This window comes from Chitinophaga sp. CC14 (assembly GCF_048957795.1).
GTDB lineage: Bacteria > Bacteroidota > Bacteroidia > Chitinophagales > Chitinophagaceae > Chitinophaga > Chitinophaga ginsengisegetis.
On record NZ_JARBFY010000001.1, the window covers coordinates 1,593,438 to 1,611,616 of the forward strand.

An 18,179-nucleotide genomic window follows, 5' to 3' on the forward strand; every position below is an offset into this window, starting at 1 on the left:
GCCAGGAGGAACAGTTCCCTCAGTTTTCAAAAATTGGTTTTTGTAATTAAGACTTTTCTGACCACCATTGGTTCAGATTTTGGTTGAAAAAGAAAGGGGCTGTCTTTACAGCCCCATATTTTTTTCAGTTATTTTTTAATGTTGATGTGTGGTCTTTTCCAGCTTCGCCGTATCCTCATCATAATACACAAAGAAATAAAGGTAAATGGCCCTCGACAGCCGCATCAGCCATGGTTGTATCAATACCAGCAGCACGCCATTCACGGCAAGCCAGATAAAAATGCTGTTATCTCTCCAGGTTAATCCAAAAAATAACCAGAACCAGATCAGGTTAAACACACTGAATGCTACTGATAAAGCATAACTAACATAGCCTGTTCCAAACCAGAAGCCGGTTTCCAACTCATATTTTTGTCCGCATACAGGGCAGTTATCATACATGTTGAAGATCTTTGAAAACCTGAAATGAAACGGATTCTGATCTCTGAACATATCTCCTTTCCTGCATCTTGGACATTTCATAGTCAGCATGCTGACAAAATAGTTAGGGCGCCTGGGCTTCTGTGTACTCATCTTACAAAATTAATCAATTACTTTTTAGCAACCGAAAGCGGCGGCTTACACGGCTTCCGTTTTACGCTCGCCGATCTGTTGTCTCCACATCGCATAGTAAAGTCCTTTTTCAGCTACCAGGTCCGCATGTCTGCCCATTTCCACGATCTGGCCTTTTTCCAGTACGTAAATACGGTCGGCATGCATAATAGTGCTCAAACGGTGGGCAATCATCACGGTAATATGTTGTTTGCTGGCCGTTACTTCGCGCACGGTTTTAGTAATTTCTTCTTCTGTAATTGAGTCCAGTGCAGATGTAGCTTCATCAAATACCAGTAAACGCGGCCTGCGGAGCAAGGCCCTGGCAATGGATAAACGTTGTTTCTCCCCACCGGAAATTTTAATACCGCCTTCACCAATCACTGTTTCAAGACCTTTGTCGGCCCTGGCCAGTAATGAATAGCACGACGCTTTATCCAGCGCTTCCATCACATCCGCATCACTGGCGCCGGGATTTACAAACAGCAGGTTTTCACGGATGGTGCCCGAAAAAAGCTGGGTATCCTGTGTAACAAAACCTACCTGGTGACGCAGGTCTTCCATATCCACCTCGTTGGCATCAATGCCATTGTAGTAGATATGTCCTTCATTGGGTTTGTATAATCCTACGAGTAGCTTTACCAGCGTGGTTTTACCAGAACCCGATGGTCCTACAAAAGCAATGGTTTCCCCTACATTTACGGAGAAGTTCACTTTATCAAGCGCTTTGGTGGCTGCTGTGAGGTGCTTGAATCCTACCTGTTTAAACTGCAGTTCATCGATATGCGTTACCTTGATAGGATTAGCGGGCATTTCCTCTACCGGCGTATTCAGGATGCTCTGGAAATTTAACAGCGACACCTGCGCTTCGCGGTAATTCAGGATAATGTTACCAAGCTCCTGTAATGGTCCGAAAATGAAGAAGGAATACAGCTGTAAGGTCATCAGCTGTCCGATGCTCACTACATCGCGGTAAATGTAAAACAGCAACAGGAACAGGATGGCAGAGCGCATGAGGTTCACAAAAGTACCCTGCACAAAACTGATACTGCGGATGCTCCGCACTTTTTTCAGTTCCAGCAGCAGGATCTTCATGGTAGTGGAGTTTAAACGCCTGATTTCCTGGTTGGATAAGCCCAAACTCTTTACCAGCTCAATGTTCCGGAGAGATTCTGTAGTAGATCCTGCCAGTGCGGTGGTTTCTTTTACGATCGTCTTCTGTATCACCTTAATTTTCCTGCTCAGTAAACTCATCAGGATAGTTAGTAAAATACACCCGGTAAGATACACAAAGGGAAGGCTCCAGTGTACCGTGGTGGCATATACCATCACAAACAACACACCGATCAATGATACGAAAAGCACGTTCACAAAGGCGGTGATGAATTTTTCACAGTCAACCCGCACTTTCTGGAGAATAGCCAGCGTTTCACCGCTGCGCTGGTCTTCAAATTGCTGGTAAGGCAGCCGGAGCGAGTGTTTAAGGCCATCTGTATACACCTGCGCGCCAAATTTCTGAACAATTACGTTCACAAAATAGTCCTGGAACGCTTTGGCGATCCTGGATACCATCGCTACGCCTATCGCAGCGCCAACCAGCAGCAGTACCCCCGTGAGGTACTCGTTCTCCGGCCGGAATATAGTGCCACCCTTAAAAGTTTTTGGATGAGAAGCGAACCTGTCAATGATCCATCCGAAGATCATAGGGTCCATCAGTGAGAAAAGCTGGTTAATACTGGCCAGAGCCATTGCTAATACGACCAACCATTTATATCTCTTCAAATAATGCAGTAATAGTTTCATATGTCCGTTTTCCTGAGGTGCAAAGTTACTGTATGTTGCCACATATTCCGGGGAAAAGTACTGGCTATTTTAGTCAAAAAACGTTAACTTAATAGTAAGTTCTTTGTAAAGACACAGGTGAGTATCTATTATCTAAATAAATCTCCACATATGAAGACGTATGATGAAAAACACATCAAAAACATCGTACTGTTAGGTGCACCCAAAAGCGGCAAAACTACCCTCTCTGAAACCATGTTATTTGAAGCCGGCATCATCAGTAAACGAGGCTCAATTGAAGAGAAAAATACCGTGTCCGACTACCACGATATTGAGCATGAGCGGGGAAACTCCGTATATGCCACCCTGATGCACACCGAATGGAAAGATTATAAGATCAATATTATAGACACACCCGGGCTGGAAGATTTTATCGGGGAAGTAATTGCCGCCATCCGCGTATCCGACACCGCTGTTCTCCTGCTCAATGCCCAATATGGAGTGGAAGTAGGTACAGAACTGGTATGGGATTATGTGGATAAATACCAAAAACCTACCATATTAGCGGTTAACCAGCTGGATGCCGAACTGGCCAATTTTAATAAAACAGTGGAAGATGCCAAACGGGTATTCGGTCAGCCTGTTACTATTATGCAGTACCCGGTAAACGCCGGCCCCGGATTCAATGCCATCATCGATCTCCTGAAAATGACCATGTACCGTTTTCCCGAAAACGGAGGTAAACCTGAAAAACTTCCCATCCCCGACAGTGAAAAGGAAAGAGCCGACCAGCTCCACAACGAGCTGGTGGAAAAAGCCGCAGAAAATGATGATACCCTCATGGAGCTGTATTTTGAAAAAGGCAGCCTGGATGAAGATGAACTCCGGCAAGGCATCAAAATAGGTATGCTCAATCACCATGTGTTCCCCCTGTTCTGCTTATCCGCCAAAAATAATATGGGCAGTGGCCGCCTGATGGGATTTATCGATAATGTAGCTCCCGGCGCAGCGGAAATGCCCGCCGAAGTTACCACCGGAGGCAAACCTGTTCCCTGTAATCCTGCTGGTCCGGCAGGATTATTTGTTTTTAAAACTTTACAGGAGCCGCATATCGGCAGGCTCACTTATTTTAAGGTAATGTCGGGAGAAGTAAAAGGCGGTATGGAGTTTATCAACGAACAGGGCAACACCACTGAGCGTATCAGCCAGCTGTTTATTGCCGACGGGAAAAACCGCAACAATATAGAACGCCTGCAGGCCGGGGATATCGGCTGCACGCTTAAAATGAAAAGTACCCTCACCAATCAGACCCTGGCAGAAAAGAATTTCCCCGGGCAAATAGCCCCCATCGATTTTCCCGCCCCCAAAGTAAGAGTAGCCATTGAGGCAAAGAACAAAGGCGACGATGAAAAACTCAGCGAAGTGCTCGCGGAAATCCATATGGAAGATCCTACCCTCATCGTGGAGTTCAACCGCGAACTGAAACAGGTGATCCTCCACGGACAAGGAGAACTGCACCTGCTCGTTACCAAATGGCGCCTCGAAAATATTTATAAAATGCAGGTGGCTTTTCATGCCGCCAAAATTCCTTACCGCGAAACTATCCAGAAGCCTGCCCAGGCTTCTTATCGCCACAAAAAACAATCCGGTGGCGCCGGGCAGTTCGGCGAGGTATACATGAAAATAGAACCCTGGTATGAGGGGATGCCGCCCTATAAGGAACATACCGTGCGCGAATCGGAAGAAATAGCGCTGAACTGGGGCGGCAAACTGGTATTCAACAATTGTATCGTAGGCGGCGCTATCGACAACCGTTTCCTGCCATCTATCCTTAAAGGAGTGATGGAAAAAATGCAGGAAGGCCCGCTAACCGGATCATACGTACGCGATATACGTGTAAGCGTATACGATGGTAAAATGCACCCGGTAGACAGTAACGATATCTCCTTCAAAATAGCCGGTATGATGGCTTTCCGCGAGGCGTTCCACCAGGCCGCCCCGCAGTTGCTGGAGCCGGTGTATGACCTGGAAGCAGTAGCCCCCGATGTAATGATGGGCGATATCATGAGCGAACTCCAGACCCATCGCAGCATCATAACGGGAATGGATACACTGAATGGCTACCAGGTGATCAAAGCACGCACCCCACAGGCTGAAATAGATAAGCTGTTTGCCGCGCTGCGCAATGTTACCCAGGGCAAAGCCAAGCTGAAATCACAGTTTGCGGAATACGCCCCCGTTCCTGCAGAGATGCAGCGGAAACTGAGCGAAAGTTATAAGGAAGACCTGGGCGTTTAACGGAAGAGATATGTTTTCAGCACAACCGTTGCTGCCAGAGCGCTAAGCCTGGCATTGCTCCATGTTCAGTTCCCCCAGTTTTCCCTGTCGAGGCTCCTGAACTGTATCGCCTCCGCCATGTGCGCAGGTTCTACACTATGACTCCCTTCCAGGTCGGCAATAGTTCTGCTTACCTTCAGTATCCGGTCGTATGCACGGGCAGAGAGCTTTAATTTTTGCATGGCTTGCCCCAGTTGTTCCCGGCATTTATCACTGATAACGCATACGGTAGCCAGCAGCCGGCTATGCATTTGTGCGTTGCAATACACCCCGTCGTGACCGGCAAACCTCTTTGCCTGGATGGCTCTTGCGGCAATCACACGGTCACGTATATACGTACTTTTCTCCGCTGCGCCGGTGGAAGACAGGTCCGCAAATTTTACCGGCGTTACCTCTACGTGCAGGTCTATACGATCCAGCAACGGACCGGACACCTTATTCAGGTATTCCTGTACCTGCCCCGGTGCGCAGGAGCATTCCTTCTCCGGATGATTGAAATACCCGCAGGGGCACGGATTCATAGACGCCAGCAACATAAAGCTGGCAGGAAAATCGATGGCGGTTCTGGCGCGGGAAATGGTCACTCTTCTTTCTTCCACCGGCTGCCGCATTACCTCCAGCACTTTGCGTTTAAACTCCGGGAGTTCATCCAGGAATAATACGCCGTGATGCGCCAGCGAAATTTCTCCCGGTTGCGGAATGCTGCCACCACCCACCAGCGCGGCATCACTGATGGTATGATGTGGAGAGCGGAACGGGCGGTGCGTGATCAGCGAAGTATGCTCCGGCAACTTCCCGGCCACAGAATGGATTTTAGTGGTTTCCAGCGCTTCCTGCAATGTAAGCGGCGGAAGGATGGTGGGCAAACGTTTTGCCAGCATAGTTTTCCCTGCGCCCGGCGGCCCGATCAATATAGCATTATGCCCGCCGGCAGCGGCTATTTCAAGGGCCCGCTTAATATGCTGCTGCCCTTTTACTTCGCTGAAATCAATCCCCCAGTTGTCCTGCGTGGAATAGAATTCATCGCGGGCGGCGGTAACAGGTGTGAGGCTATCCGGATCATTTAAAAAGTTGATGGCTTCTGAAATATGAGAGATGCCATAGACTTTCAAACTATTTACCATCGCGGCTTCCAGGGCATTCTGTCTGGGGAGTATAAAGCCCCGGAAACCATCTTTCAGCGCCTGCATAGCCATTGGTAACGCGCCTTTGATAGGCTGGATGGTACCATCCAGCGACAGCTCTCCCATCATGAGATAATGCTCGAGATGAATGGGAGACACCTGGCCGGAAGCGGCAATAATACCGGCGGCAATGGGCAGGTCGTATGCGGCTCCGGCCTTGCGGATAGCGGCGGGCGCCATGTTTACCACGGTGCGTGTTCGCGGCATGCGTAATCCCATGCATTGGATGGTGGATTCAATACGCCGTTCGCTTTCCTTTACCGCATTGTCCGGTAGCCCTACTATGAATAATTTGTTGCCTTTGGAAGATACATTTACCTCTATGGTAATGGTGATGGCATTTACGCCGAGGATGGCGCTGCCGTAGGTTTTAACAATCATATCGATATCTGGGTTAACAGATACGAATATAAGCATTTAACTGCTGGAAACATCGTTACATGGCCCGCAGTTAAATGCTTCCCGCTCATTTTATCTGCGTAAGCAGATCCAGTACCTTTTCTCTTTTCAGGATCAGGTAACCTATTTTTTCTTTGGCAATTCCATCTTTAAGTAAGTAAGTGAAATGCAGGTCATCGTCAATAACGGTCGACTCAAAATATTTAAACTGGATACGTTTCTCTGAACTCAGTTCATCTGCTACTTCATAGAGGTGAGTGGAGAGGATAAACAGGCAGTTGGTACTTTGCAGAAACCCCCTGATCACAGCCAGGGAACAGTTTCTGGCGTCTTCCACATTGGTGCCTTTGAACATTTCATCGATCAGCACCAGCCAGTTTTTACCATTACTGATTTGCAGGATGGTATTTTTGATACGCTGTACTTCACTGTAGAAATAACTTTCTCCCTTAAATATATTATCCTGTACCTGGATGTTACTGAAGATGCCGTGAAAGAAGCTCAGCTCCATATTTTCAGCGGGTACGCCCATGCCTATGTGCGACAGGAATACGGCCACACCCACCGCCTTGATAAAGGTGGTTTTGCCAGCCATATTGGCGCCGGTAAGGAACATGAAATGAGCTGCTTCATCCAGTTGAACATCGTAGGCCACCGGCTCAGAAAGAATGATATGATAGAGTTGTTTGGCTTTAATAACAGGTCTGTTGCTGCCGGAGAAAACCGGGAACTGCAGGTTGTAATGCTTTATGGCTTTAGCCATTGCATAGTATGCATCCAGCTGCTGATAAAGGGTTACCAGCTCCTGGATCACCTTCCGGTGCCGTTTCCTGATATAATTATCATAACGGAGGATCTCCACAAAATTCAGTTTCCCTTCTTCATCTGCTTTTAAAATTTCGTAGAATTCTTTTTTGGTAAGTAGCTGTTGCGCCCTGTCCAGCAACACTTTCAGCACCATTGGGGTTTCGTCTGAATTGAAGGCATTGATAAACGTACGGAACCCCTTCAGTAATATCACCAGTTGTGTAAATGAAAATTTGATATAGCCATAATCAGGCGCATACAAAGTTTTATTGAGTGCCGCATGAAGATACAGGGCAAGTCCTTCGGTACTGGAAATCGGCTCAATCTGGGCATCCATGTAATTCTCCACCACTACGATAGTACCATTGGAAATAATGGAAGGCCAGTTGGCTTCCTGTTCCAGGATATATTGTAAGGCACGCTGTCTGTTTTTAATGGTATTGATATCAGATAAAGGATTGCTGTATAGCTGGCGGAGATACTCGCGGCCACCGGCAGTGGTGGTGAAGTCGAGGCGGTGGAACAGGGAAAATTCTTCGTCGCGGTTAAAAATAGACAGGTCGTAGTAGGATGTTTTGTCCAGTTGCATGCAGCATCTTTTTTGGTGAATATACGGTGGAAGATGCAAGGATAGAAAAATTCCATAAGAATTGAAAGGCTGTGCCGGCATTTCCGTAAATGCAGCAGGAGCCGCTGCATTTACGGAAACAAAAACTATCGGCTGAAAGCCAGTCGCTGGCCCAATACGTTCTCATTAAAAACACCGTCGGCATAAGCGAGATGGCCGCTTACAAAGGTATGCGTAACTGCCGCCGGGAAGGTATGGCCTTCAAAAGGGCTCCAGGCGCATTTATAATGAATATTTTCTTTATTTACATTCGTCTGGTGCTGCAGATCCACTATTACGCAGTCGGCATAATACCCTTCTCTCAAAAATCCTCTTTCCTTTATCTGGAAACAGATAGCGGGAGCATGGCTCATCTTCTCCACTACTTTTTCCAGGGTAATGTTTCCTTTCTTTACATATTCCAGCATCAGCAGCAGGCTGTGTTGCACCAGCGGAACGCCGGATGGGGCCTGCAGGTAGGGTAGTTGTTTTTCTTCCCAGGTGTGTGGGGCGTGATCAGTGGCAATGATATCCAGCCGGTCGTCCAGGAGTCCCTGCCAGAGTGCGGTTTTATTTTCCGGCGCTTTAATGGCCGGGTTACACTTGATCAGGTTGCCGTATTGCGCATAATCGTCTGCCGTGAAATGAAGATGGTGTACACATACTTCTGCCGTAATCCTTTTTTCCGCCAGCGGCAGCATATTGCTGAACAGCTGTAACTCCCTCGCCGTGGAGATGTGGAGAATATGCAGGCGGGCATTGTGTTTCTGTGCAAACTGTATAGCCACCAGCGAAGATTCAAAACAGGCTTCTACATCGCGTATCAGCGGGTGGTCCGCAGCAGTGAGGCGATCCCCTTTTTCCCGTTGAAAGGCTTCCATATTGGCGCGGATGATCTTTTCATCTTCACAATGTGTGGCAATCAGCAGCTCACTGTTGGAAAACACAGTTTCCAGGGTAAGATAGTTATCTACCAGCATATTCCCGGTAGAAGACCCCATGAATATTTTTACGCCGCAAACACTTTCCTTTTTGGCGTTTGTTTTCAGTATTTCTTCCACATTATCATTGGCAGCCCCCATAAAGAAGGAGTAATTGGCCAGTGAGTGGTGTTGTGCGATGGTATATTTGTCTTCGAGGAGTTCCTGGGTAAGCGCTGCCGGTTTGGTATTGGGCATTTCCATAAAGCTGGTGGTACCGCCGGCTACTGCGGCGCGTGCTTCTGAATAGATGGTGGCTTTATGGGTTAGTCCCGGTTCCCGGAAGTGAACCTGGTCGTCTATAACGCCCGGCAGCAGGTGTTTGCCTTCCCCGTTAATTTCGGTGTAATTACCGCTGATAGTGATATTGGGCGCTATTTTTTCAATGCGGTGGTCTTTGATCCATACATCCTGTACCGTGGTGCGCCCTTCGTTTACCACGGCTATATTCCTGATGAGGTAATTTTGCATGCCGCAAAGGTAAAAAAATCGGCGTAATCGGGGTGAATCAGTGTGATCCTGAAAAAGGTATTGCAGAGGATCAGTCTTTATTTTTCTCCTTTCCCGCCTTCCTGGCGATGTTGACCCTGGTAATATCTGCGGGATCAACAACCGGCAGAATAATCTTGCCAACGATATGATTTTTACCTCTTTCCCGCAAAAGCCCTCTTAGTGAATCGTACGATACCCCGATTAAAAAGGAATCCAATCTCTGATCTATTGCATATTTATTGCCGTCTTTTTTAACGAATTTGTCCCACACCAATAAATTAAATATGGTTTGACTTACAATATATCCTACGTTAATTAAATCTTTAGATTCATTTTGAATAAACAAGGTTGCTTTTAATTCTATTGTAACCTGTTTTTCTTTGGCGCCGATATTCACTCCGGCTTCGAGGGTTATTTTACCATGATAGGTAGTCGCCTTCTTTAAATTTTCGGGGTCAGCAGCATGATAATCCAGTATTTTTAAATCAGCAATTCTTATTCCTGTGTCCATATCGTAATGATCAAATCTCTAATGAGAAGCTAAATCTATTAATAATTATATTTTTATGAGATGCAAGTTCTTTTGGTGAGATAGGAGAGCCTCCCTGTAATTTTGCATCAAAATATACCTCCTTTATTGAAGCAGGGTCACTTTCAACGGGGTATACTGCTTTGGGAACCTGTAAAATTGTTTCACCAAGTACCAATTCGATTTTGGAAATAGTTTCCAATGTAAAATTGTGAGTACCTTTCATCCATTTACAGATCTCGGACTCTTTTTTACCCATCAGCCGGGCAAAATCTTTCTGAGTCATCCCTTTTTCATCGAGTATGTTCAATATCCTTTCGGTAACATCAAAAGATTTGGAAACCATTAAACTGGTTTCAGCCGGGACTTCATTTAATAGCTTTTCAAATTTAGTAGCCATAAGTATAAATTATTCGCAATTACCAATTTCAAAATATAATTCACCAACGAGTTTCTGCTTTCCGTTCGTCTCCAGCCAAACAATGTCTCCGGATCTGATGCGGTCCTGTATCTTAGCATCCAATTGTATTAAAAATTCCCAATGTGGTCTGCAATTTGGGCAGTCCTGCACCCTGAGCGCTTTTTTTACACCACCGTTTCCTATAATTATGGTATTTCTTCCATAGGGCACACAGTAAAGTCTAAGTTCGTTATTACCCGGAGGTATAGCGTCAATAGGTCCTTCTCCTTTTTTTCTGAAAAATCTCCGGTGATCTATTCCTCTTTTGGTAAGTTCTTTTATCGCCGCCAGTATTATATTTAAATCATTCCGATAAACAGCGTCTGTTTCAAATTTGCCAATGAACTGATCAAATAAGCACTCCTCTCCTTTGGGCTTAAAAGTGTAGATAGTCAATTCAGGCGTCTCTAAATATTCTATTAACCTTCCTTTGTAACAATTCACTTTTAAGTTAATTCAAAGTTATTAATATTCCTGATCATTCTTTCAGAATTAGTATAAATCTGGCAATCCTTCAGATAGCTCAATGAAAGAATGGATTCCATTGATATCGTTTACAACAATTAACACATTGTAATTAATGCGAAGGCATAACAGGAGAAGACTTTATGCTAAACAAGCCGGTGGGTACCGGCTAGCACAATTTAAATACACCGGTAGCAGAAGAAAGTACCAGGTATCTCAAATTTATTTCCGTGAGAATGTTGGGAAAATAATGTTCACTTTAAATTAAAAGGGTTGATCCACCCTTACCCTTCCAAATGAATCGAAAACACAATCATCCTTGATTGTAATTTCTCTACCACATTGGAATACCGCAGGTTCGGATCTTTCACATGCACATTGCCAAAACCATTACTGATCTTGAATTCCGGGGCAAAAATGAAGCTCTCGAAATAGAATTCAAACCCGGCGCCGGCTTCATAGCCGTAGTCGCTCTTTTTGATCTTTACAAGGTCTTCTGCTCTGCGCAGGCGGGCATTGGAGGCAAGGTCGTAGTCGTATTTAAGGCCGGCGATGGTATAAACGCGCATGTTGCCGATGCGGTCCGATTTAAATTTAATCTGCAGGGGGAAGCTCAGTAATATCGATTCAATCTTTTTTTCTGTATCCTGTGGTTTGGGATAGGTATCGCGGTAGTAGAGGTTTTTGGAGGCAAAAATGAGCTGCGGATTAAAGCGCAGGTCAAAATGCTCACTGAGCCTGGCATTGGCCAGCAGTCCCAGGTTAAATCCCATGGTTTTCAGCGGTTCCGCTACCATAATAGAATCATCGGCCAGGAAGGCAGGAGAATGCTCCAGTTTGAAATACGACTGGTTTGCAGCCAGCGTAATACCAAAATAATAGGGTTTTGCATCGTGTTCCAACATATTCATCTGGGTTTGCGCCCGTGCGGGAAGTACCCCGAATACGATGAATATCAGCGCGTAGCGCAGTAAATGGAACATATGCCGAATGTTAGCGTTTTGCATGTAACGGCCTGGAAACGGGTGTTGGTTAAAATAGTTCGCATTGCTTCACCCTGCGGAAACGCTTTCACAGATTCCGGCAGATAACTATAGGCCGCCTGGCTTTTGGCTATCCATTTCCCGATCAGAGGTGTGATATAACGAAAATACGAATTATATAATTGTTTAATAGGAAAAACTGTGGGATTCGAAAATTCAAGGATCACCAATTTACCCCCGGGCTTCAACACACGATACATCTCAGACAGCCCCTTTTCCAGGTTTTCAAAATTGCGCACACCGAATGCCACCGTTATGGCATCAAACGTTTGGTCGGGAAAACTTATTGTCTCACTATCGCCGGATTGCAGGGTAATTTTGTCGCTTAGCCCCGCTTTCTGAATCTTTTCCCGGCCATGACTCAGCATCCCTTCAGAAATATCAATGCCCACAATTTTGTCGGGATGAAGACGCTTTTCTGCCATTATAGCAAAGTCGCCCGTGCCGGTAGCCACGTCCAACATGAGTTTGGGCTGAAGCGATTTCAAATACCCCAGGGCTTTTTTACGCCATATGATGTCGATTCCCAGCGACATAAAGTGATTAAGAAAGTCGTAGCGGTAAGCAATATCATCAAACATGGTCGCTATCTGCTCCTTCTTGCTTAATTTTGACCCTTCAAAGGGAACGATCTTCTGAACATTTGCATTTTCTGACATAGTGCGCAAAGTTAAAGAAATGTAGTCATGTGACAGTATGCAAAAACAGGGATACGGGATTTTTAATGGAACAAAGCAATATCATTATGGTTATTAAGTCAGCAGAATATCTTATCAGTAGTCCCGATTGGGAAAAATGCCCCAATCCCATATGGCCCGAATATGCGTTCATCGGCCGGTCTAACGTAGGTAAGTCTTCTTTGATCAATATTCTGGCTAATAATGAAAAATTAGCCAAAACTTCCGGTACCCCCGGTAAAACACAGCTGATTAATCATTTTGCCATCAATAACGCCTGGTACCTGGTAGATCTGCCCGGCTACGGATTCGCTAAAAGAAGCCTGTCGCAGCGCCGCCAGTGGGAACAGATGATCGAAAACTACCTGCGCAAACGGCCCAACCTCGTCAGCGTATTTGTGCTCATCGACAGCCGCCATCAGCCACAGAAAATCGACATCGATTTTATTACCAAATTGGGAGAATGGAATGTTCCTTTCAGCCTGGTATTCACCAAAGCAGATAAAAGCACCCAGGCGGAGGTCAGCAAAAACGTAAAAGCTTTTCTCAACAAAATGAGAGAAACCTGGCAATTCCTGCCCCCCAACTTCGTTACCTCCACTGTAAAGAAATCCGGCCGGGATGCGATTCTTACCTATATCGATGAACTGAATGCACAATTCCGCGCCATCGCCTGATCACCTGAATCTTCTTTTATACACATTATTATTACCTCAGTAATCTGAGGTAATTTTTTATTTTTATTTGTTTATCTTAATCAGTGATGGTATTTTTTTACTCAAATACTTGTTGGAATGCCGGATGCAACAGATGAAATACTGTGTAAAAAGATAATAGCGCAGGATGAGGAAGCGTTCCGGGTACTGTATGAAAAATACCGGGATCATATTTATGGCTATACCCTGAAACTTTGCGGCCTGCCGGAAGTAGCATCCGACGCGGTGCAGGAAGTATTTATGAAGATATGGGTAAAAAGGGAAACCCTGAATCCCGGATTATCGGTCAAAGCTTACCTGTATACCACCACCCGCAACTATGTATTCGACTACCTGAGAAAAGCGGTACACGACCAGAAATTCCGCGAATATTTTCTGCAGATGTATACAGAAGATACCGGCGCTATGGACGACATACTCTACACCAGGCAGCTGGAAACCATTAAAATGAATGCCATCGCCCAATTGCCGGCGCAACGGCAGCTGATCTTCAGAATGAGTAAAGTACAGGGCTGCTCCAACCAGGAAATAGCCGATCAGCTGGGCATCTCCGTCAATACCGTGAGAGACCAGCTGGTAAAAGCTTCCCGCTTTGTAAGGCATTACCTTTATCAACATGCCGATATCTCCATTATTATTGCCGCCTTTTGCCATATCCTCCGCTGAGGAAAAAATATTTTTAAGTCCGGTCGTCTTTTAGGTTCGCCCGATCGTACTATTGTCATGTCAACCAGGAATAATGGAAGAAAATAAGGAACGGATCACTTCTCTCTTTATTAAATTAACGGAAAGGAAATGTACACAGGAAGAGCGTTTGGAGCTCCTCGCCTGGTTACAGGAAAACCCGTTGCCGGAATATTTACCTGCGGTGGAAGATTTGCTGCAGCAGCAACCCTGGCCAGCCATGCCGGCAGATACTGCCGGTCAGATTTTTACGGCCATCCTGCAGCATACACCATCCAAACCGGTGATCCCGCTATGGAAAAGAACCGGTTTCAGGGTGGCAGCAGCCCTGGTACCACTTATTGGCCTGGCTACTTTGTTATTGTTTTTTTACAGAGATAAAAATGATAAACGCCATTTTGTAAACAACACCCGCCAGGTACAAACCTTCCGGCTGGAAGATGGTACGGTGATCAGTCTCAATCAACGCAGCAGCCTCACCGTAAACACATCTCCCCATAAAAACCGGCCCAGGGAAGCATGGCTGAAAGGAGAAGCTTTTTTTACAGTGATCCACCAGGCAGCAAATCCTTTTGTTGTACACACCGGCAACGGCGTGGATGTAAACGTATTGGGCACCGCTTTTAATGTGAACACAGCTAATGGTCACGCAGTGGTAGTGCTGAACGAAGGCCGCGTGAAAATCAATACCGGCGCCGGTCACGCCCTGACGCTGAATCCCGGCGAAATGGCCAGTTATAATGCGGACACTAAAATGCTCACCAGGCAAAAGGTGGATACGCTGTTCCAGACATCCTGGAAATATAACCTGCTCGCATTCAAAGAAGAACCATTAAAAATAGTGATGCAAAAACTCGGCGAACAATATGATTATGAAATAGTATTCGATCAGGAAGGAACAGGAGAACTGCTGTTTACAGGATATCTCCCGTCCGATAACCTGCAGCAGGCCATTATTACAATAGAACAGTCCTTTAATTTAAAATTCATTTTACAACACAAGACTATTCGGGTGAACAACAAAAAAATCCTTTAGAGACAACCAAAATTTAGTTATGAAAAAAGTTAAATCAATCAGTACCCAACTGATAATGGTTACTGCTTTGCTATGCTGTTTGCAATGGTCAAAAGCACAGATACTAAAAGCATCAACCCGCGAAAACAAGGTAACTGCCGTACCACTTATTTCAGTGATCAACGAACTGGAAGCAAAGTTCGATGTACGCTTCAGTTACAACACCAACCTGCTGAAAGGGAAAAATATTCTCCTGCCGAATACGGCCATCTTTCAGGCAGATAACATTGAGAGTAATCTCAACAAATGTATTGCACCATTAGGATTGGTATGCCGGAAAATCAACGGAAAGCTTTATGTGGTAAAAGCAGAAGATGCGGCCGATACCAGGTCGGTGGTAGCCGCCGGCAATAACATCGCACCACAGCAAAATGTGAAAGGCACGGTAAAGGATTCTACAGGTAATGCATTACCAGGTGTAATTGTGCAGGTGAAAGGTACCTCCAAAGCCGTGACGACGGACAAAGACGGGAATTTCTCCATTAATAATGTAAAAGATGGCGATGTCCTGTTATTCAGCTTCATCGGCTACACACCAAAAGAATACATCATAAAAGGAGAACAAACCATTAACATCGTTCTCAGCGATCAGGCCATCAGTATCGACCAGGTAGTAGTAACCGCCCTCGGTATCAAACGGCAGGAAAAAGCACTGGGATATGCAGTACAAAGAGTAAAGGGCGAGGCCGTACAAACCGTGAAAGGAGTGGATATGGCTACTTCCCTTACCGGCCAGGTATCCGGTCTTGTAATTAAAAACTCCACGGAGTTTTTTGCGAAACCCTCTATTGAGTTAAGAGGAGAAAGTACCTTACTCGTGGTAGATGGCGTTCCCTATGGTAACATGTCTTTACGCGATATCCCTACCGATGATATAGAAAGCCTCGATATCCTGAAAGGCCCCACTGCATCAGCATTATACGGCTCCAGGGCTGCCGGTGGCGTTATCCTCATCACTACGAAAAAAGGAACCGGCACCGGACTGTCTGTAAACGTGAACAGCAACACCATGATCCAGAGTGGCTTCCTGGCCATTCCCAAAACACAAACTTCTTACGGCCGTGGTCAAAACGGAAAAATCGATAACGACTATGTATGGGGCCCCAGGCTGGACGCAGGCAACACTGCGAGGGACTGGAACCCGGTCACGAAACAATTTGAAGATAACAGACCACTGAATTCGGTAGGTAAAAATAACCTGAAGAATTTTATGGAACTGGGCATAGTGACCAATAACAACATCAACGTATCACAGAGTGGAAAATACGGCAGCTTCCGTGCTTCCCTCAACCACGTTTACAACAAAGGACAGTTTCCCAATGCCAAACTGAACATGTACAACTTCACCCTCGGCGGCGAACTGAAAGCAACAGAGAAATTCAGCCTCGAAGGACATATGGGCGTAAGCAAAAGAATGGCGCCACAGGTGTGGGGCACCGGCTACGGTAACCAGGGCTACATTTACCAGCTAACCATGTGGACAGGCCCCGAATACGACATCCGCCAGTACCGCGATTACTGGAAAACACCCAATCAAACACAAAACTGGATGTACACCAACTGGTATGATAATCCCTACCTGATTGCCTACGAAAAATTAAATGCGATCCAGCAAAATACCACCAACGCCAGTTTGACCGCCAACTATAAATTCTCCCCGGATCTTAGCCTGCTGGTGCGTATCGGCTATGATGTATATAACAATAAAGAAACCTTTACCAACCCAACAGCTAATATCTACTCTACCCGCGGCGGATGGAATGCCAGGGGATTATACAGCATCAACAACACCTGGGGCTGGAGTACCAATGATGACGCCATGTTGAGCTATAATAAAAAAGCGGGCGACTGGAACTTTGAAGCGATGGTGGGCGGAACTATTTATTATTGGGTAGACGAAGGACTGAAAGCTTCCACCAAAAACGGGTTAACAAGTCCTACTTTCTTTTCGCTCAATGGCTCCGTTGAACCGCCTACATTCACACCAGCTTATAGCAGCAGGCAGGTAAACAGTTTGTATGGAAGAGCCGCCGTAAGCTGGAGAAATACCGTATTTATTGATGCTACCGGCCGTAACGACTGGAACTCCGCACAACCGGAAGAAAACAGGGCCTATTTTTATCCCTCCATCGGGTCCAGCGTGGTATTGTCTGAATTATTCAAAATGCCCGCATTTACAGACATGTGGAAAATACGCGGCTCCTGGGCTACCTTCAAAACGCCCGCAGGTGTGTATGATATCAACCGTCTCTATACCACCACCACCGGCGCATGGAATGGCGCTAACTCTGCCAGTTACCCCAGCAGCTTGTTGGGCGTTAACCTGCTGCCCAGTTCACAACGCACCTGGGAAATTGGTACTGCCGCTTACCTGTTTAAAAAACGTTTGAATATAGACGTTGCTTACTTCAACAAATACTATTACAACCAGCAAACTTCTGTGTCTATTCCAGGCTCCTCCGGATTCCTGAGCACCCTGGTAAATACTGCCGAAACCTATGTGAGAAAAGGACTGGAAATTACCCTCAGCGGTACCGTACTGAAGAAAAAAGATTTCCAATGGGGATCGACCATCAACTGGTCCAACCAGCACCGCTACTATGTAAACCTCGACCCGGTGTATTCTGCGCAAAGCCCCTGGGTGAAGAAAAAAGAAAGACTCGATACCTATACAGATTATTATTGGCTGCGGGATCCCGATGGTAACGTGATCCACAATAACGGCTACCCCGTGGAAAGCGACTACAAACAAAAATATGGTTACAGTGATCCCAGTTTCAGCTTTGGTTTTATCAACACCTTCTCCTATAAAAATTTTACCGCATCACTCAATATCGATGGCCGCGTTGGCGGATTGATGTATAACTACATCTACGATAAAATGTGGGACTCCGGTACCAATCCTGAATCTGATAATGAATACCGCTACGATGAAGTAGTGAATGGGTTAACCAATTATGTAGGCAAGGGCGTGAAAGTACTCTCCGGGAGCGTTTCTTACGACAACTTCGGAAATATTACCAGCGATACCCGCAAATATGCGGTGAATGATACAAAGGTATCGTACCAGAACTATGCGCAAAACTTCAGGGGAGGCGATTATGGCGTACAAAAGAAAACCTTTGTAAAGGTGCGTGAAATATCCGTTGGATACCGGTTCCCGGCAACCATGCTTGCAAAGAGCGGTATAAAAAACGCCTCCGTTTCCTTAACTGCACAGAACCTGTTCCTGTTTACAGATTTCAAATTTTCAGATCCCGATGTGGATGATGAAAACCTGAACTCGCCATCTCAACGGTTGGTGGGGATTAATTTCAAAGTAGGGTTCTGATATCTTTCACCATCAAAGAA

15 protein-coding genes are annotated in these 18,179 nt (G+C 45.8%); 5 read left to right on the top strand and 10 right to left on the bottom strand.

Annotated elements, in window-relative coordinates; genetic code table 11:
* Positions 1 to 135: 135 nt before the first annotated feature.
* Together PV783_RS06690 and PV783_RS06695 are read right to left on the bottom strand one after the other, a co-directional pair.
* Complete coding sequence (locus PV783_RS06690; RefSeq protein ID WP_420987484.1) at positions 136 to 573, bottom strand: DUF983 domain-containing protein; 438 nt, start codon at positions 571 to 573, stop codon at positions 136 to 138.
* Between the two features lie 45 nt (positions 574 to 618).
* Positions 619 to 2,394 (bottom strand): ABC transporter ATP-binding protein, encoded by a 1,776-nt coding sequence (locus PV783_RS06695; RefSeq protein WP_111576783.1) that lies wholly within the window; start codon positions 2,392 to 2,394, stop codon positions 619 to 621.
* Between the two features lie 150 nt (positions 2,395 to 2,544).
* Between PV783_RS06695 and PV783_RS06700 the strand changes: the two genes are divergently transcribed.
* Positions 2,545 to 4,671, top strand: coding sequence for an elongation factor G (locus PV783_RS06700; protein ID WP_111576782.1), 2,127 nt, complete (start codon positions 2,545 to 2,547; stop codon positions 4,669 to 4,671).
* A 65-nt stretch (positions 4,672 to 4,736) separates the two neighbouring features.
* Here PV783_RS06700 and PV783_RS06705 read toward each other — a convergent pair whose 3' ends face one another.
* From PV783_RS06705 to ubiE, 8 genes are all read right to left on the bottom strand, one after another.
* Positions 4,737 to 6,275: a YifB family Mg chelatase-like AAA ATPase gene (locus tag PV783_RS06705; RefSeq protein ID WP_363431200.1), complete on the bottom strand. Its 1,539-nt coding sequence runs from the start codon at positions 6,273 to 6,275 to the stop codon at positions 4,737 to 4,739.
* Positions 6,276 to 6,360: 85 nt separating this feature from the next.
* A complete protein-coding gene (locus PV783_RS06710; RefSeq protein ID WP_420987485.1) occupies positions 6,361 to 7,689 on the bottom strand; it encodes a MutS-related protein in 1,329 nt (442 codons plus the stop codon).
* Positions 7,690 to 7,814: 125 nt separating this feature from the next.
* Positions 7,815 to 9,158 carry a dihydroorotase gene (locus PV783_RS06715; RefSeq protein WP_079469484.1) on the bottom strand — a complete coding sequence of 448 codons (1,344 nt, stop codon included), beginning with the start codon at positions 9,156 to 9,158 and terminating at the stop codon, positions 7,815 to 7,817.
* A 70-nt stretch (positions 9,159 to 9,228) separates the two neighbouring features.
* Complete coding sequence (locus PV783_RS06720) at positions 9,229 to 9,690, bottom strand: hypothetical protein (protein ID WP_111576779.1); 462 nt, start codon at positions 9,688 to 9,690, stop codon at positions 9,229 to 9,231.
* A 10-nt stretch (positions 9,691 to 9,700) separates the two neighbouring features.
* A complete protein-coding gene (locus PV783_RS06725) occupies positions 9,701 to 10,108 on the bottom strand; it encodes a helix-turn-helix domain-containing protein (RefSeq protein ID WP_111576778.1) in 408 nt (135 codons plus the stop codon).
* Positions 10,109 to 10,117: 9 nt separating this feature from the next.
* Entirely contained in the window at positions 10,118 to 10,612 is a 495-nt protein-coding gene (locus PV783_RS06730; RefSeq protein ID WP_111576777.1) for a hypothetical protein, read from the bottom strand.
* Between the two features lie 305 nt (positions 10,613 to 10,917).
* Positions 10,918 to 11,616, bottom strand: a complete 699-nt coding sequence (locus tag PV783_RS06735) for a porin family protein (protein ID WP_079469483.1) — start codon at positions 11,614 to 11,616, stop codon at positions 10,918 to 10,920.
* Positions 11,589 to 12,335 carry a bifunctional demethylmenaquinone methyltransferase/2-methoxy-6-polyprenyl-1,4-benzoquinol methylase UbiE gene (gene ubiE, locus PV783_RS06740; protein ID WP_079469482.1) on the bottom strand — a complete coding sequence of 249 codons (747 nt, stop codon included), beginning with the start codon at positions 12,333 to 12,335 and terminating at the stop codon, positions 11,589 to 11,591. Before ubiE ends, PV783_RS06735 begins: the two co-directional genes overlap by 28 nt.
* A gap of 86 nt (positions 12,336 to 12,421) precedes the next feature.
* On the opposite strand from ubiE, the gene yihA reads away from it, so the two are divergent.
* The 4 genes from yihA (at position 12,422) to PV783_RS06760 (ending at position 18,159) form a co-directional block, all read left to right on the top strand.
* Complete coding sequence (yihA, locus tag PV783_RS06745) at positions 12,422 to 13,030, top strand: ribosome biogenesis GTP-binding protein YihA/YsxC (RefSeq protein ID WP_079470057.1); 609 nt, start codon at positions 12,422 to 12,424, stop codon at positions 13,028 to 13,030.
* Between the two features lie 117 nt (positions 13,031 to 13,147).
* Positions 13,148 to 13,735: an RNA polymerase sigma factor gene (locus PV783_RS06750; RefSeq protein ID WP_079469481.1), complete on the top strand. Its 588-nt coding sequence runs from the start codon at positions 13,148 to 13,150 to the stop codon at positions 13,733 to 13,735.
* A gap of 73 nt (positions 13,736 to 13,808) precedes the next feature.
* Positions 13,809 to 14,789: a FecR family protein gene (locus PV783_RS06755; protein WP_336387473.1), complete on the top strand. Its 981-nt coding sequence runs from the start codon at positions 13,809 to 13,811 to the stop codon at positions 14,787 to 14,789.
* Positions 14,790 to 14,808: 19 nt separating this feature from the next.
* The gene (locus PV783_RS06760; protein WP_420987486.1) at positions 14,809 to 18,159 is read left to right on the top strand and encodes a SusC/RagA family TonB-linked outer membrane protein; all 3,351 of its coding nucleotides are present in this window, start codon (positions 14,809 to 14,811) and stop codon (positions 18,157 to 18,159) included.
* The last annotated feature ends 20 nt before the right edge of the window (positions 18,160 to 18,179 follow it).

Excerpts from the sequence above, each read along its gene's own strand:
- PV783_RS06690 (WP_420987484.1), bottom strand. The coding sequence starts at position 573 with ATGAGTACACAGAAGCCCAGGCGCCCTAACTATTTTGTCAGCATGCTG.
- PV783_RS06695 (WP_111576783.1), bottom strand. The coding sequence starts at position 2,394 with ATGAAACTATTACTGCATTATTTGAAGAGATATAAATGGTTGGTCGTA.
- PV783_RS06700 (WP_111576782.1), top strand. The coding sequence starts at position 2,545 with ATGAAGACGTATGATGAAAAACACATCAAAAACATCGTACTGTTAGGT.
- PV783_RS06705 (WP_363431200.1), bottom strand. The coding sequence starts at position 6,275 with ATGATTGTTAAAACCTACGGCAGCGCCATCCTCGGCGTAAATGCCATC.
- PV783_RS06710 (WP_420987485.1), bottom strand. The coding sequence starts at position 7,689 with ATGCAACTGGACAAAACATCCTACTACGACCTGTCTATTTTTAACCGC.
- PV783_RS06715 (WP_079469484.1), bottom strand. The coding sequence starts at position 9,158 with ATGCAAAATTACCTCATCAGGAATATAGCCGTGGTAAACGAAGGGCGC.
- PV783_RS06720 (WP_111576779.1), bottom strand. The coding sequence starts at position 9,690 with ATGGACACAGGAATAAGAATTGCTGATTTAAAAATACTGGATTATCAT.
- PV783_RS06725 (WP_111576778.1), bottom strand. The coding sequence starts at position 10,108 with ATGGCTACTAAATTTGAAAAGCTATTAAATGAAGTCCCGGCTGAAACC.
- PV783_RS06735 (WP_079469483.1), bottom strand. The coding sequence starts at position 11,616 with ATGTTCCATTTACTGCGCTACGCGCTGATATTCATCGTATTCGGGGTA.
- ubiE (WP_079469482.1), bottom strand. The coding sequence starts at position 12,335 with ATGTCAGAAAATGCAAATGTTCAGAAGATCGTTCCCTTTGAAGGGTCA.
- yihA (WP_079470057.1), top strand. The coding sequence starts at position 12,422 with ATGGTTATTAAGTCAGCAGAATATCTTATCAGTAGTCCCGATTGGGAA.
- PV783_RS06750 (WP_079469481.1), top strand. The coding sequence starts at position 13,148 with ATGCCGGATGCAACAGATGAAATACTGTGTAAAAAGATAATAGCGCAG.
- PV783_RS06755 (WP_336387473.1), top strand. The coding sequence starts at position 13,809 with ATGGAAGAAAATAAGGAACGGATCACTTCTCTCTTTATTAAATTAACG.
- PV783_RS06760 (WP_420987486.1), top strand. The coding sequence starts at position 14,809 with ATGAAAAAAGTTAAATCAATCAGTACCCAACTGATAATGGTTACTGCT.